The sequence below is a fragment of the Balneola vulgaris DSM 17893 genome (assembly GCF_000375465.1).
GTDB classification, from domain to species: Bacteria; Bacteroidota; Rhodothermia; order Balneolales; family Balneolaceae; genus Balneola; species Balneola vulgaris.
This window is the reverse complement of record NZ_AQXH01000008.1, coordinates 18,585-33,466: the sequence shown is the minus strand read 5'-3', so window position 1 is coordinate 33,466 and position 14,882 is coordinate 18,585. Positions and strand designations below refer to the sequence as shown.

At 41.1% G+C, this 14,882-nt stretch carries 12 protein-coding genes; 9 read left to right on the top strand and 3 right to left on the bottom strand.

The features are described from left to right. Positions 1-6 precede the first annotated feature (6 nt). A complete protein-coding gene (locus B155_RS0111855; protein WP_018128481.1) occupies positions 7-1,152 on the top strand; it encodes a phospholipase D-like domain-containing protein in 1,146 nt (381 codons plus the stop codon). On the opposite strand, the gene B155_RS0111850 is transcribed toward B155_RS0111855, so the two are convergent. Continuing rightward, on the bottom strand, positions 1,149-2,006 hold the full coding sequence (locus tag B155_RS0111850) for an SDR family oxidoreductase (protein WP_026167342.1): 858 nt from the start codon (positions 2,004-2,006) through the stop codon (positions 1,149-1,151). The genes B155_RS0111855 and B155_RS0111850 overlap by 4 nt on opposite strands. 97 nt (positions 2,007-2,103) lie before the next feature. On the opposite strand from B155_RS0111850, the gene B155_RS0111845 reads away from it, so the two are divergent. The 3 genes from B155_RS0111845 (at position 2,104) to B155_RS0111835 (ending at position 4,158) form a co-directional block, all read left to right on the top strand. Continuing rightward, positions 2,104-2,469 (top strand): co-chaperone GroES, encoded by a 366-nt coding sequence (locus B155_RS0111845; protein WP_018128479.1) that lies wholly within the window; start codon positions 2,104-2,106, stop codon positions 2,467-2,469. A 109-nt stretch (positions 2,470-2,578) separates the two neighbouring features. Further along, complete coding sequence (locus B155_RS0111840; RefSeq protein WP_018128478.1) at positions 2,579-3,235, top strand: YitT family protein; 657 nt, start codon at positions 2,579-2,581, stop codon at positions 3,233-3,235. 14 nt (positions 3,236-3,249) lie between these two features. Further along, on the top strand, positions 3,250-4,158 hold the full coding sequence (locus B155_RS0111835; RefSeq protein ID WP_018128477.1) for an MBL fold metallo-hydrolase: 909 nt from the start codon (positions 3,250-3,252) through the stop codon (positions 4,156-4,158). A 221-nt stretch (positions 4,159-4,379) separates the two neighbouring features. Here the strand turns inward: B155_RS0111835 and B155_RS0111825 are convergent, their stop codons facing one another. Further along, positions 4,380-8,927 (bottom strand): translocation/assembly module TamB domain-containing protein, encoded by a 4,548-nt coding sequence (locus B155_RS0111825; RefSeq protein ID WP_018128475.1) that lies wholly within the window; start codon positions 8,925-8,927, stop codon positions 4,380-4,382. Beyond that, entirely contained in the window at positions 8,927-10,894 is a 1,968-nt protein-coding gene (locus B155_RS0111820; protein ID WP_157464864.1) for a BamA/OMP85 family outer membrane protein, read from the bottom strand. The genes B155_RS0111825 and B155_RS0111820 overlap by 1 nt, the downstream gene beginning before the upstream one ends. A gap of 92 nt (positions 10,895-10,986) precedes the next feature. Here B155_RS0111820 and B155_RS0111815 point away from each other — a divergent pair, with 92 nt between their 5' ends. From B155_RS0111815 to B155_RS0111795, 5 genes are all read left to right on the top strand, one after another. Next, a complete protein-coding gene (locus B155_RS0111815) occupies positions 10,987-12,255 on the top strand; it encodes a M14 family metallopeptidase (protein WP_018128473.1) in 1,269 nt (422 codons plus the stop codon). A 35-nt stretch (positions 12,256-12,290) separates the two neighbouring features. Further along, complete coding sequence (locus B155_RS0111810; RefSeq protein WP_018128472.1) at positions 12,291-12,749, top strand: hypothetical protein; 459 nt, start codon at positions 12,291-12,293, stop codon at positions 12,747-12,749. A 97-nt stretch (positions 12,750-12,846) separates the two neighbouring features. Continuing rightward, positions 12,847-13,197 (top strand): hypothetical protein, encoded by a 351-nt coding sequence (locus tag B155_RS0111805; RefSeq protein ID WP_018128471.1) that lies wholly within the window; start codon positions 12,847-12,849, stop codon positions 13,195-13,197. 53 nt (positions 13,198-13,250) lie between these two features. Further along, the gene (locus B155_RS0111800; RefSeq protein WP_018128470.1) at positions 13,251-14,270 is read left to right on the top strand and encodes a transporter; all 1,020 of its coding nucleotides are present in this window, start codon (positions 13,251-13,253) and stop codon (positions 14,268-14,270) included. A 33-nt stretch (positions 14,271-14,303) separates the two neighbouring features. Next, entirely contained in the window at positions 14,304-14,879 is a 576-nt protein-coding gene (locus B155_RS0111795; RefSeq protein ID WP_018128469.1) for an SCO family protein, read from the top strand. Positions 14,880-14,882: the final 3 nt, after the last annotated feature.

The following is a 14,882-nucleotide window of genomic DNA, read 5'->3' as shown; positions in this document are numbered from 1 at the left end:
TCATACATGGGGTATCAAGAAACCCTCGAACAAACTATAGGTGTACCATTCACCAAAGGAAACTCCGTCACCGTTCTTAAGAATGGTGACGAGATTTTTCCTGCTATGCTTGAAGCTATTGATCAAGCGCAACACTCCATTTCATTTCTCACCTTTGTTTATTGGCAAGGAGATGTTGCTAACAAATTCGCCAATCTATTTTGTAAAAAAGCTAAAGAAGGCCTCGATGTAAAGGTTTTACTCGATTCTTATGGAGCCTTCCCTATGAAAGATGAACTTGTAGAGAATATGAAAAACTCTGGAGTTCAAGTTGTTTGGTTCCGTCCCCTAGCCCGATGGAAAATTTGGAAAACGGATAACCGCACACATCGCAAGATTTTACTATGTGATAACAAAATTGCCTTTACCGGCGGTGTAGGCATTGCTGAAGAATGGGAAGGTAATGCTCGAAATGCTAATGAGTGGCGCGACACCCATTTCAAAATAACAGGACCGGCCTTAGCGGGTATCAAAGCTGCATTCACAGAAAACTGGATTGAAGCGGGCAACGACTTAGAACTTACCGATACCATCGATGATGAACAGAAGTTCGTAGATGGCGATGTAGCCATCCAAACCATTCGTACATCGGCTTCGGTTCGCTGGAGTGATATTGTACTCCTATATCAAACTTTAGTGCACATTGCTAAAGAACGCATTTATATATGCACGGCCTACTTCAACCCTGATGCCAAACTCGTTGAGCTACTTTGTGAACGAGCGCGCGAAGGCGTAGATGTTAAGATTGTTATTCCAGGAAGGCATACCGACCAAACTTCAACCACCATCATTGCCGGCGATAGCTTTGAACTTCTTCTAGAGGCTGGAGTTCAAATCCACTACTATCAAAAAACCATGATGCATGCCAAAATCATCCTTGTTGATGATGAGCTTGCTTGTGTAGGCTCGGCTAACTTCAATCATCGCTCCATGCTTAAAGATGATGAAGTAAACCTTGTTATGATCAATCGTGAATTGGCCTCTACATTACACGACCACTTCGAAGAAGACCTAACGCATTGCGACTTAGTTACCAATACAAGGTGGAAACAACGAGGTATACTGAAACGGGCACTCGAATTAGCACTTAGGCCTTTTAGGCAGCAACTCTAAAGTTGAATTTCAGGCTGTTTGAGTCCTGCTAATTCCTCACTCATATCCCAAAGTTGACGCGCCGCTTCTAAATCTCTGGCTTGTTTTCTAGGTGCAACAGCACGCTTATTTTTAAAGTACGCGCCATTTACTCCTTCCACATCATCGGATGTTGCTAAATACAAAGGCGTTTCGGCTCCCTTTTCATTGGGAATCATAAACAGTGAACCAATACCGTAAGCTAAACGGATTAAAAAGTTACTGTTCTTGCCAAAATTTGAAGCCACAACTCCAGGGTGCACACAGTTTGCCGTTACCTCGGTGTCTTTAATTCGTTCGGCTAGTTCTTTGGTGAATAAAATGTTGAAGAGCTTCGAATTGCCATAAGCTTTCATCACTTTAAACCCTTCTTTCAATTGAAGATTATCGGGATCAAATTCGCCATAACGGTGAGCTTCTGAAGCTACATTTATAATTCGGCCTTTCTCAGATTCTAAAACTTGATCTAACAAAAGATTCGTAAACAGGAAGTAACCAATGTGATTTACAGCGAAGGTTTCTTCTAACCCATCCACTGTTTCATTGCGCTCTGAAGCAATAAAACCATGATTATTGATCAACACATCAATGCATTTATATTGATTCTGAATCTCTTCCGCAGCTTTTCGGATTTCAGCTTGAATGGAGAAATCACATAGAACGATATCAATTCCACGCTCTCCTGTTTCTTGCATTAACTGGGTTTTGGCTTGCTCTGCTTTGTCTTCGTTTCTGCAAACCATCACCAAATAAGCCCCTTTTTTAAGTAAGCCTTTCGAGATTTCATAACCGATGCCAGAGTTTGCGCCAGTTACCACACAAAGTTTATTTTTCATGTCCATATTGATGAAATAGTCTTTAAGCTTTTTTTATTAACGAGAATATAAATCAAAGGTTCAGAATTCCTTATTTTTTCCAAAAAATAGTACTTAGATGATTCAAGAATATCTCAATTCCGTTGACAATTTTATTGTAGTTGGTGATCGCGTGCTCATCAAGCCACGTGATATGGAAACTCATACTCGAAGTGGTTTAGTGCTTCCTGCTTCGGTTAAAGAAAAGGAAGAAATTCAGAGTGGGTACATCATTAAAACGGGCCCAGGCTATCCCATCCCTAATAATGACATCGAGGAAACATGGAAAGGGAATGAAGACACCAAGTACATTGGCATGCAAGCTAGCGCTGGCGACTTAGCCATTTTTCTAAAAAGTAGAGCCCATGAAATTGAGTTCGAAAATGAGAAGTACCTCATTGTACCCCACTCGGCTATCCTGTTACTTATCAGAGATGAACAATAGAGACACTGATAGAGTATTCTTATTCATTTCATAACCGAAAACTTTGTGTGTGAGGCTAATTTGAAGTTGGAATAGCTGTATCTTTGGGCTAATAATTAAGAAAGAGAATATGGCCCCTCCCAACGACAAAATTACAGAACAACTTATAGAAGAAGGTATTGATCCCTCTATTCGTGAACACACTCTGCTAGAAGATTTACTAGCCATTTCGGTTGCGTCTATTTTGATGTCCTTTGGTATTGCACTGTTTTCTCACCAAAGCTTCTTAATTGGTGGAACCGCGGGACTAGCCTTCTTAGGGCAATATGCATCTGAATACAGCTTTGGGCAGATTTTCTTTGTTATCAATATCCCATTTTATGCACTTGCTCTCTGGAAGCTGGGATGGATATTCACTCTTAAAACATTCATCTCTGTATTCTTAGTATCACTTTGTACGGAATACTTACCCGTGCTATTTGAGTTCGGTGAAGTGAATCCAATTTATGCCGCTGCACTTGGGGGCTTTATGATTGGCTCGGGATTGTTGATGTTGTTTAGGCACAAAGCCAGTTTGGGTGGATTAAATATCGTTTCTATTTATTTACAGAAATTTCACCAAGTAAATGCCGGACGTTTTCAGATGCTGGTGGATGCGATTATTATCGTAAGTGCATTTTTTGTGGTAGATCTAATGGCTATTGTTTATTCTGTAGTAGCCTCTGTGTTCTTGAACCTAATATTAGCGGTTAATCATAGACCAGGGCGTTATTTGGTACTCGACTAACAAACCTTGCTATTATGAATAGAAAAGAATTCCTACTCCAAACCTCAGCTTTAGGGATAGGAACTATGCTTCCTATTCATCGTTTAGCTCACTTCTTCCAAACCCCTTTTACTACCATTCGAAGAAACGTTGGTACTTTTACCAGTCGTGGTGGAACCATTGGTTGGTTAGCTTCGGCAGATGCCTTAGTGGCCGTAGATGCTCAGTATCCACAATCAGCACAAGTATTTATTGAAGGTGTTCAAGAGAAAACCAGCCATGTAATGGATATGCTTATAAACACTCATCATCATGGGGATCATACAGCTGGAAACTTAGCTTTTAAAGATGTAGCCCAGAAGATTGTGGCTCATAAAAATGTGCCCGGTTTACAAAAAGCATCTGCTGCCCGAAGGGGACAAACGTCTTTAGATAACCAAGTATATGCCAACGAAACCTATACCACCTCTTGGAAAGAAACTGTTGGGGATGAAGTGGTTAACTTAAGTCATTTAGGTCCTGCGCACACAGGTGGGGATACCGTTGTTTATTTCGAGAAAGCCAATGTAGCACATATGGGCGACCTCATGTTCAATAGAGCTTACCCTTTTATCGACCGAGATGGTGGTGCTAATATTCACAACTGGATTACCGTTTTAAGAGAAACCATTTCGAGTTTAGAGTCTGATACCGTTTATATATTTGGGCATGGTAATCAAGAGTATGGCATCACGGGCTCCAAAGAAGATGTTCAACTTAAAAGCGATTTTCTAGAAGCACTGCTTGAGTATACTCAGAAGGGTATAGCGGAGGGTAAGAGCAAAGAAGAACTCTCGACTTTAGCCGTTCTTCCGGGCTTTGAAAGCTTTAACGCGCCGGGATGGTCACTACCTCTGAGTAGAAATATTGCGGCCGCTTACGACGAACTTATGGAGATGGAATAAATAGTTTATTGATCGATGAAGCCTACTTCTAAATCTATTTCAAAGCAGGAAGAAAAGAATTCCAGCTATTCAGCTAATCCTGAGGCTAAGGAAACGGAACGTTGTTTATACTGTGGCTCAACCAAAGGATTAGTTTGGGTACATGGGCATGGCCAATGTGCAAACTGTGGAATCAATGTAGAGGAGTGCTGTAGAGGCGAGCACTGTTCTTTTAATCCAGCTCAATAGTCGAATTGCCAGCGTACATCCACACCCGTTCGGTTTGAATCTTCCCCTTGGGTAATAATTAAATCCCAATACTTGGATAAGATATACTCGAGGATGAAGAGCGTTTTCGGATCACCAACGCCCACTTCATTTACAATTGCGAAGAAGGTTCGTTCATTTAGATACCAACCCGTTTTGATAGAGGTACCGCTTTCATTCCCCACTCTGGTGTTATTGATCTGAACTACATCAATGCCTAATTCTCTGGTAGCGAGGGCTTCCACTTCATCCAGTAGTACATTCACCAATAAGTCGGAGGGGCTAGCTCCACCTGTTCCACCTAAGGCTTGTTGCCATCCATCGAGCGTGTAAAATGGGCGACCAAACAGGGTATATGCAATGATATCCTGCTGTTCCATAGGTGGATTACTATCAAACCTAAACTCTGGCGACTGAGCAGTTCCTTCAATGATATAAAATAACTCCACGATACCTTCATCCTGTTCTATAGTTGGGGGCTTGTAAGAGCTCTTCACAAATAGCTCTGGATTATCAGAAGGACCTGAGAAAGTAATTACGGCTTCTTCAAGAACGAAGGTTTTGCCCAGTGGCTTCACATATCCACTTACTCCGTTAATTTGCCCAAACAGCTGAAGGTCTTCGGTCGAATTTTTCTGCGCATCCACTTCACCTTGCAATTCCACTTCGATATCAGTGTACTTGCGGCTTCGAACAAAGAAATTCCGTTCTATTTTAAACACCATATCTATAGCTAGTGAGTCATAAATACTCATCGTATTAACTTCTTCCCCTTCTAGCTTCACTGTCTCAACCGACTTCTCTCCAAATTCTTGCAATACCACAAAGCCGTTTTTAACCGATATGTTTCCTGTGGCAGACGGTGAGGAAAGTGGCCCTTTTAAATTGGCGTCCATATCGATAACCGCATTATAGTTGTCGCTATTTGCGGCTTTAAACTGTCGCGCTTTTGCTGTCAGATCCAACTCTGTGGGTACTAACCCTGTTAATCCTATTTGTCCATTTATCTTTAAATCTCCTTTTCCAGAATTAATATCCAAGGATTCAACAATCAGGCCTTCATTATTGAACACTAACTTCGATTTAATTTTATCGAGTTTAATACCGGCTTGAGGAAGCTGCATCTCTGATTTACTCAACTCAAAGCTACCGTTCGCATTTAAGTTATCCTCCGTTCCTGTAATGGTAACTTCTCCGTTTAGTGTCCCCTTTAGGTCTTCTATATATCTATCGTCGATGAAATCATTAAATACGGAGAGGTTAAAATTACTCGTGGTCACCTTCGCCGATAACGGTGCATTTTTATCCACTAGTTTTACTTCTAGGGTCTGGAAGTCGTATGCGAAAGGGATATCCACTTCGATGTCTGCTGCTTTCTGCTTTGCGGCTAAAATCTCTGCATCTATAAATAGATTCTCTTCATTGTGGTTATACCCGAAATCAGCAAATACCGTATCCAGCGGAATGCCCGAAAGCACTGGATCTTGGATATCAAGACTACCTTCAATATTCGGAGCCCCAGCCGTACCCGATAATGATCCATTAAACGTTAAAATACCCTCTGTTTCATTGATATTCATTCGCTCTAATAGTCCCTTAAACTTTGTGAGTGAAGTAGGTTCAACTTTCAGGTAACCACTTACATCTTGGTCAAAAAAAGCATCTGAAAAGTCTTCAGGATTACCCAACTCGAAAGGAACATTCAAGCTTCCAGCAACTGCTGTATCATCGTTCCACGTTAATGCTAAGTTAGAACGCAGTCGTTTATTTTGGGCTTCAAATTGAAGGGTAAATTCATCGGCATCCACCCCAGAATATTGAATGTCTTTTAAGCGAAGTTCACCATTACCCGAAAAGTCATCGGCCGTTTTATTCAAGCTCAGATTCCCAAATAACACACCATCAAGATATCGTTGCCCAAAGATGATTTCTTGTAATATCCCAAAGTCGAAACTATCTCCGTTTAACCACACTTTTTGATTGAGGGAATCAGCATATGGTACGCTTAATCCTAAATATGCTCCTTGTTCGGAGGTCAACATTAACGTGTCGGTTGAAACACTTAAATCTCTTACATCAACATGAAATGGTTGCTCTAAGTTGAGGGAGCGCTGTTTAGTATTTATATCAAATTGTTCGATGATTAAGCCAATGTGCTTTTGGGCTAACTGAAGCTCGTATTTCCCACTCTGTACGATTTCGCCATCTCCATCACCGATGATATTCAAGCCATACTCCCCAGAAAGTGAGTCTTCGGTTCCAACAGCGTTGGCGTTAAAGGAGATATCTTCTAGGCTTACATCATAAATCAGTGGATTGCTAATGTGTAAATCGAAGTCGGCTTCATAGCGCTCTTTCACTACACCATTGGCTTGCCCTTCAATTTGCTTGGCCACAAAGAGATCATCGATAGCGATATTGTTAAGGTCGAACGATGCTTTACAGGTTAAATCCCCATCACCATTTTGATTTACCACCGCCTGCAGATTGCCTTGCGCTTGTAGCTTTTCTAAGCCTACAAAACTTGCAATGGGTTGCGGGTTTTTAATTTCTAAGTCTAAATCTAGTTTGTTTTCAACATCGTTGGGGTCGTCTAGATTTTTTCGTCCCTTAAAGGTTCCATCAGCGATTGCACTTTCAAGCTTTCCTTCATTTATCAACAACAAGCCATTTTCTAGATCGATATCGGCCACTACTTGATCTACCCGTGCATTATTCACAAAAGAAGAGTCAATTTCAGCTCTGGCGCTTAGTCTCATTTGGGCTAGCGAGCTCCCTTTACCTTCGCCCTCAACCTTCCCGTTAATCCATGTTGGAATTTCTTCAAAGCCGTTTAAACTGGAGATATTGAATGATTGAGCCTCTGCATAGAATTCGAATGACGGCATCTCTGAGGTATATTCAGTGAGCTGCCCATTTGCCTTTAGGTAAGAATCGTCGATGGCAATTTGAAGCTGAGCATCTACTCGAGTTGAGTTCAAGGACCCTTCCACAAATAACACATCAACCTTTTGATTGTTTATCTCAAAACTTGAAAGTGCCTCTGGCGATTTTGACTTAACAATCTCATCGGCATTTCTTAAATCCTTTAGGGAGGCAACATTAGCCAGAATGAAATCCCAGTTACTATTCGAAGGCTTAAATCCAATGCCTTCTGCTTTACCCACTAAGCTTATATTACTTGGTGGTTGTGAATCTACCCAGTTTGCTAAGTTTATATTCTTTAGTTGAAATGGCAGTTCCCATCGAGGGCTCTCACTAAACACTTGATCAACGACTGCTGCTGCAATGAGTTCATCTTGATAATAGGAGCGCACATTTACATCGGCTTCAACTTTGCCCTCCTTCAAGCTACCCGAGCTACTTAGGCTTCGAATAGCATATTCTTCATAGTTAATCTCGTTTACATCTAGCTGAAAAGTAGCCGAAGCTTGTTCATAGTTTGTAGGGATATACCCATCTACGGATAGTTTTATATCAGCGATGGAAGCACTCAACTGATTCTGAGAAAATGCATCAGCACTTAATCCTTTCCCTTCAACCAACACTTGATTGAGTACCACGGATTCGCCAACGGCCCCTTTCAATTTAATATTCAACGATTTAACAGAAGGACTGCTCATTTGAAGATCCACCGTCAATGCATCCATAGCGCCACGAACACCCAATGTCAATTGCACGTCCTCGGATGGCAGATCATTTTCTAAATAGGCATCAATATCGGCTAAAGAGAGTGGCGAAAATTCTGATGAAACGTCTAAAGAACTATCCACAACATCTACCTGTCCCTTCGCTTTTATCAACGAGCGCCCCGTGTTCACCAATAGATCTTTCAAAGTCACTTCTTGGTTCTCGAACGCCCCACTCAATCCCACATCTATGGCATTGGGTAATCGCCCTTCTTCTAATTTGAAACTTAAGTCGGATAGTGTGCTCTCTATTTCATCGGTGATACTCAAAGAAGCATCCGTATTCAGCTCTCTTATTTTCAGAGAACCATCTGGCAATAGGGAAGGTGCAGTAAGTGAAATTCTGGAAGATCGAACTTGAAGTGCATTCACTTTAAAGTAAAAAGGCTCCTTTGCGGTAGTGTCTTCCTTTACAATTTCCTGGAGATTAAATGACAGCGTACTATCTGTAGAGGATGGCGACGAGGATGTTTCTTTAGCAAAGATGGATGCTCTATCCACATGAACCGTATTGATTTCAAATACTGGAGATAGGATACTGAGCACATCATAACTAACATATAGCGAGTCTATTACTCCAAGGGTATCCGAATCGGTGATACTGATATCAGATAGAATTATTTCATTCCAAAGGTCCCCATCAATACTTCCAATCTTTAGCTCTGCGTGTAAACTCTGATTGGCTATTTCTACCACTTTATTTTTCACAAAATTTCGAACGGGATCGGTGGTGAGTGAAAATCGTGCTATGCCAATTAGAACCAACAGCGTAACCACGATTCCTAAAAACCATCTCAAAACTTTAAGGCCGATATGGGTATTCTTTTCACTCATTAAAATGCCTGCCCTATACTAAGATGAAGTCCCCATCGTGCCCATTTCCCTGCTTCTCGCCCAGGCACAATCCCGAGATCTCGTTCGGTTGGATTTACTTTATAGGCTATATCTACTCGAATTGGACCAATAGGGGAGTCGTACCTCAATCCGCCCCCTACACCATACTGAATAGGCCGTGATCCTATTGAGCTAATGGATCTCCATACTTGCCCACCATCTAGGAATCCGGCTATACTCAATCCTTTTATAAACCGATCTACTTCTTGTCGTAGCTCAACATTGAAACTAGCTGTAGCCCGCCCACCAATAGGGATTATCCGAACTCTCCCTGTTGAATCTTCCACGACTTCTTTGGGGCCTAATTCCTGCCGGTTCCAGCCCCTCACATCACTTGAACCCCCTGCATAGAATCGGATATCGGAAGGCAATGAATCCTGCTTTGAAAAGTAAATAGCTCCACCTTGAATTCGAGCCGCTCCTACGGTTGAGTTCGTTAATTTCTTATACCCTCGCAACTCTAAAGAGGCTTTTTGAAAGGAATAGGATGCTTCATTGAATAATCCAGAAAACTCTACAAAGGGTTGAGCGGTGAACCCATCACCACGCTGAGGATTCCCGTAAGAAGCATACACGTTCACCTTAAACGACGATATGTTATAGTTTAACACACTATCGGGGCTTTGCTCGGGCATCCCAAACTCATCTTTTCGTACATCAAACTCTTGGTTGATGGTATAATCGTATGAAAAGGTCCCCGTCACTTCTTGGCTATAGTTATAACCAAAGCTGTTGCGAATACCGGCCGTTAAAATCGAGTATGCTCGTTCATCTCTACGCTGCGCAAATGGAGCGATGGTAATACTACTTTTGGTGTTGTATACATAAGGGAACAGGTAGTCGGCCCCAAGTCGCTTGTCGTATGCTGAAAACCGTAAACTAGTGGTGAAACGCTCGCCTTTATTTCTCACATTTCGATAGGTCCAACTGGCGCGCGTTCGAAATAGTTTATGAAAGTTATTCCATCCAAGTGGGTCTTCGAGTCGGTCAAAGTTGCCAACCCCAGCTGTAATCTGCACTGATCTCAATGGTCGCTCTTTCACTCTTACTAACACATTCATAGTGCTGTCTTGGGGCTGATCTGGAATTGAAATCAACGCAAAACGAAATAAATGATGGCTAAACAATTCCCGTTGTGCTTGCCTCATTTGATCGTCACTAAACAGCTCATTCTCATTAATGGCCGTCTCTCTTCGAATATATTTAGCGGGCAACGAAGTTTCCCCTTCAACCAGTACTGTGTCGAAGCGAACACGAGGCCCGGGATAAGCGAGCACCGCTACATTTGCCATTTTAGCCGTAGAATCTACTTCCGCTTGAATTTCTGCTGAAGCATAAGCATATCCTAAATTCCGTAGGATTTCAGAAATATTGCTTTGCACATCTTGGGTTAAAACGGGTTGATAGATAGCGCGGCTCCGGAAGGGTAGTTTTTTAATAGCAATTTCATACTCATCATGATTCACAATACGAGTGCTATCCTCAGGGGTGGTATTAAGCAAAATCTCGACGTTGTCGATGCGAATGGGAGCCTTTTCAGCAACGATAAACACGAGCTTCTTTTTCCATTCTTTATTTAGGGTCTCCAATCGATGCGTTACATCAACATCTGGGAATCCTCTTCGTTGGTAAAAGCGCTCCAGCCTGATTTCATCTTTTCGGATTTCAGTTTCAGAAACGTAGTAGCCTTTTTCATTAAAAAATGTCAGTTTCTTCCATATGGACGGAGCTTCATTGGCAATGTATTTTTTTAAGACTATATCTTGGTACTGGTTATTCCCCTCGATTTCTACTTTCCAGATTCGAGCTGGCTTATCATCAGATTGTGCCCATGCCGGTTCCCACAGCCCCACTACAAAAAGTACGGGCAACAGCAATGTTATAAGTATTTTGGATACTTTGATCAATCGACGTTTATTTAGAATGAATGCGTAAATCAGATGAGAAATTAACCTCAAAAAAACCAATCTTATTATCTAACTAGATGAACAAAATTTGTATGCATAAGTTTCTTATTCTCACTTTTCTTTCAATACTTTTGGTTAGCGCCTGTAAATCTACGAAAGAATTCACCGGTTTCTCCTATGATCCCCCAAATGTTACAGATACTACAGATAGAGAAATTAATCCACAAAAAAATAGGGTTATCGGTATTGGTTCTCCAAAAGTATGGATTTCAAACGAATTTGAAGGAGCTCGTGTAAACGATTTCTATCAGTCTCCAGATGGTGCCTTTCAAGTAGACATACTGCCAGAAAACGCTCCTATTAACAACAGCCCTTGGTTTGCTTTTAAAATTTGGTCTGAACAACCACAAACCGTTCAATTGCGTTTGGCCTACCCAACTAGTAGAAACCGATACATTCCTAAAATCACAGATGAAAACGGTACTCCAATGCCTATTGATATGGAAGAAGCTGAGTACGACAGCGCTACCGGTTCCCTTACTTTTGAATTAAACTTGACTGAAGAAGCCACTTTAGTGAGCGCACAAAAAGTGACAGATTCCGATTATTTTGACAACTGGTTTTCACAAATAACTGAAGCTAACGATGTACGCCAACGTGTAATTGGGCAAAGTAAACAAGGCCGAGATCTACATGAATTTACCATCACCAATAGTAGCTTAAATCATCCTAAAGGGGTGCTTATAATTTTAAGTAGGCAGCATCCACCTGAGGTGGCTGGTTATTTAACGGCTGAACATTTTATCAAATACATAGCTACCGATAATTCTGAACTCACACAGCTTTTCAGAGATCATTTTGTGACATTAGCGTACCCATTGATTAACCCAGATGGGGTTATGAATGGCCATTGGCGACACAATGCTGCGGGGGTTGACTTAAACCGAGATTGGGTTAACTTCAATCAACCAGAAACAAAAGCGGTTACGGATGCAATTTTGCACGCCACTCAAGATTCAACCCTGCAGGTGTATTATGGCATCGACTTTCATTCAACCAATGAAAACATTTTCTATCCTATAAATGAAGAAGTTGTCACGCGCCCTGATAATGTAACACAGCGCTGGGCCGTTGAGGTAATAAAAGATAATCCGGACATCCTTTTTGTTTCTGAAGAGTTTGATACAAGCTCACCCATTTCTAAAAATTGGATTTATAGAACTTTTGGGGCTGATGCCGTGACCTTTGAAGTACATGATGAATTAAGCCATGACCAAGTTGAAAGTATGGCTGTTTCAGCAGCAAAAAGTTTGATGCAATTATTGTTAAGAGAGAAAGGGGTCGATATTACAGAAAACTAATTTTCTGGATTCTAGAAATTCTTTAGACTTGGAATATGAACGGTACAAAAATAATTACTGAGGGACTTAATAATTGGAAGCTAAGACTTATTCTTAGCGCTACACTTTGCATCATGGGTTTAGCTGCTCTTGTGAGTATGCTTTTGGGCTTATTCCTTGAACTTAGCACCTACGATAAATCAATCGTGGCTATTGCAATTTGGATGGTGGGCATCCCAGCTTATTTAATCATAAGTGGGCTTTCAAAAATCACCCCAAAAACCATTGTCAACTTCTTGAACGACAAGATTGATGGCATCGATTCAAATCTGGAGATTCTCTTAAAGCCTGCGGATGAGCTTGATGCAGCATCTAGAGCCAAACAAGAAGAGCTAATTCGACTATTTACAGAAAAACCGCTCTACAAATTCCTACCCGATAAACCCGTTAAGCAAGCTTACTTTTTAATGCTTATCTCTATGATAAGTAGCTTCGGCATTTGGTTTATCTCTTAAAACTATTGTAAAAAGATACTTACAATCCCCATAATTGGTTGGTACATGCTTATTTTCAGCTGTGCAAAGGATACTCTCCATAACTCTCATTTTGGTGATGCTGCTTACAGCATTTCATGCAGCTACTCCATTTCTTAGCTATAAAGCGAACTACAGCTTTATCATAAGTGAGTTATGTGAATATAAAGACAGTCCAGACCATAACGATTGTGATGGTTTTTGCTATCTGCGAAAGCAAATTCAACAACATGACGATCATCATGGCAGTGACCATACAGGAAATAGAAGCTCCAATTTTGGTAACTACTCATCTATCTATGCACTGTTAGTGCCACTTAGTATGATGGACTATTCTTCTAGTGAGGAAATATCCTACCAAAAGCCGAAGCAAATTTCTATTCGAAACATTTATCTCGAAGTGCCTTCCCCTCCTCCTCAGCATAGTTAATACACATCTTTTTTTACTTACAAAACTGTATTAACTAATCAATTTTTATACTAATGAAGAATCTATTTATTGGCGTTCTAACGCTATCACTATGCACTACAATCGTAAATGCACAATGGTCGGCGGGTAGACCGGATGGCCATGCACCTATCACTGTGATGGGAGATCATGTACATACCCAAGGTGAAATCATGTTTTCCTATCGCTATATGGTGATGAATATGAAAGGAAACGGAGACGGAACCGATGAACTCAGCAATGATGAAGTATTGCGCCCAAATGGCAAATACATGGTAGCACCTACCGAGATGCCTATGGTTATGCATATGTTTGGCGCAATGTATGCGGTATCCAACGACCTCACACTTATGGGTATGCTTCCTATCATTTCTAATGAAATGGATCATATAACATCGATGGGCGGCGCATTTAGCACTTCCTCAAATGGCATTGGCGATGTGAAAATATCCACCTTATATAATTTCTATGACCGTGGTAATTCCAAAATGCACTGGCAGTTTGGGCTTAGCTTCCCAACAGGTTCACTTGATGAACGCGACGACACCCCCATGCAACAAGATGCCCTACTTCCTTATCCTATGCAGTTAGGTAGTGGGAGTTTTGATTTCTTGCCAGCATTAACCTATCTCACACAAAACCCTAACATGTCATTTGGAGCACAAATTGGCGCTACCATAAGGCTAAAAGACAACCAAGAAGATTACCGCCGCAGTAACGAACTAAAAGCCGTATCTTGGTTAGGCTATAAGTTAAACGATATGTTTAGCCCTCAGTTAAGCTTGCGATACACCAATCGTTCGAACTATTCGGGTAAAGACGATCGTTATGATATGGCATTAGCTAACGACATGGTTCATACTGTAGATCCAAGGTTAAAAGCAGAAAGTCGTCTTGATCTAGGATTGGGTTTAAATATCCAAGGTCCTGAAGGTCCATTGCATGATTTAAGACTAGCTGCTAACTACGATCTTCCATTGTATCAATATGTGGATGGTCCACAGATGCTGATGGATGGGATCTTTACGGTTGGTTTACAGTACACCATTCATTAAGAATATAATTTAGGTTTCAATACCGCTATACAAATGTTCAAAAACACACTCATACTTGCCTTCATACTACTTGGGATTGCTTGTTCAAAAAACGTGAAGGTTATTGACGACCTCAACGACCGCACTTTTGAGCTGGTTAACCAAAACAATGAAACCATTACGTTTCCTGATGAATATGAAGGCAAATATGTGATCATGGGGTTTATCTATACTCATTGCCCAGACGTGTGCCCTCTTATCACACAGAACATGGTAAAAATTCAAAAGCAGTTAGGAGCTCCTGAAGACGTTCAGTTTTTGGGAGTTACTTTCGACCCTAAAAGGGATACTCCCGAAGTTTTAAAAGAGTACAAAAACGCTTTTGATCTTGGGGATAACTTCGACTTCTTAACCGCCGACACTACAACGATGAATACCTTCCTTGATAGTGTTCGTGTTCGAACGCAAGTTTCGCTAACCACAACTAATGGGAAAGGGGAAGAAGTTTACTTCCTAAGCCATTCTGATAAAATTATGGTGATTGATCCTAAAGGAAGAGTAGTGTTAGAATATGGCGGTAGTATGACCCCTATAGATTATATCATCGATGATTATAAATCCATACGATAAATC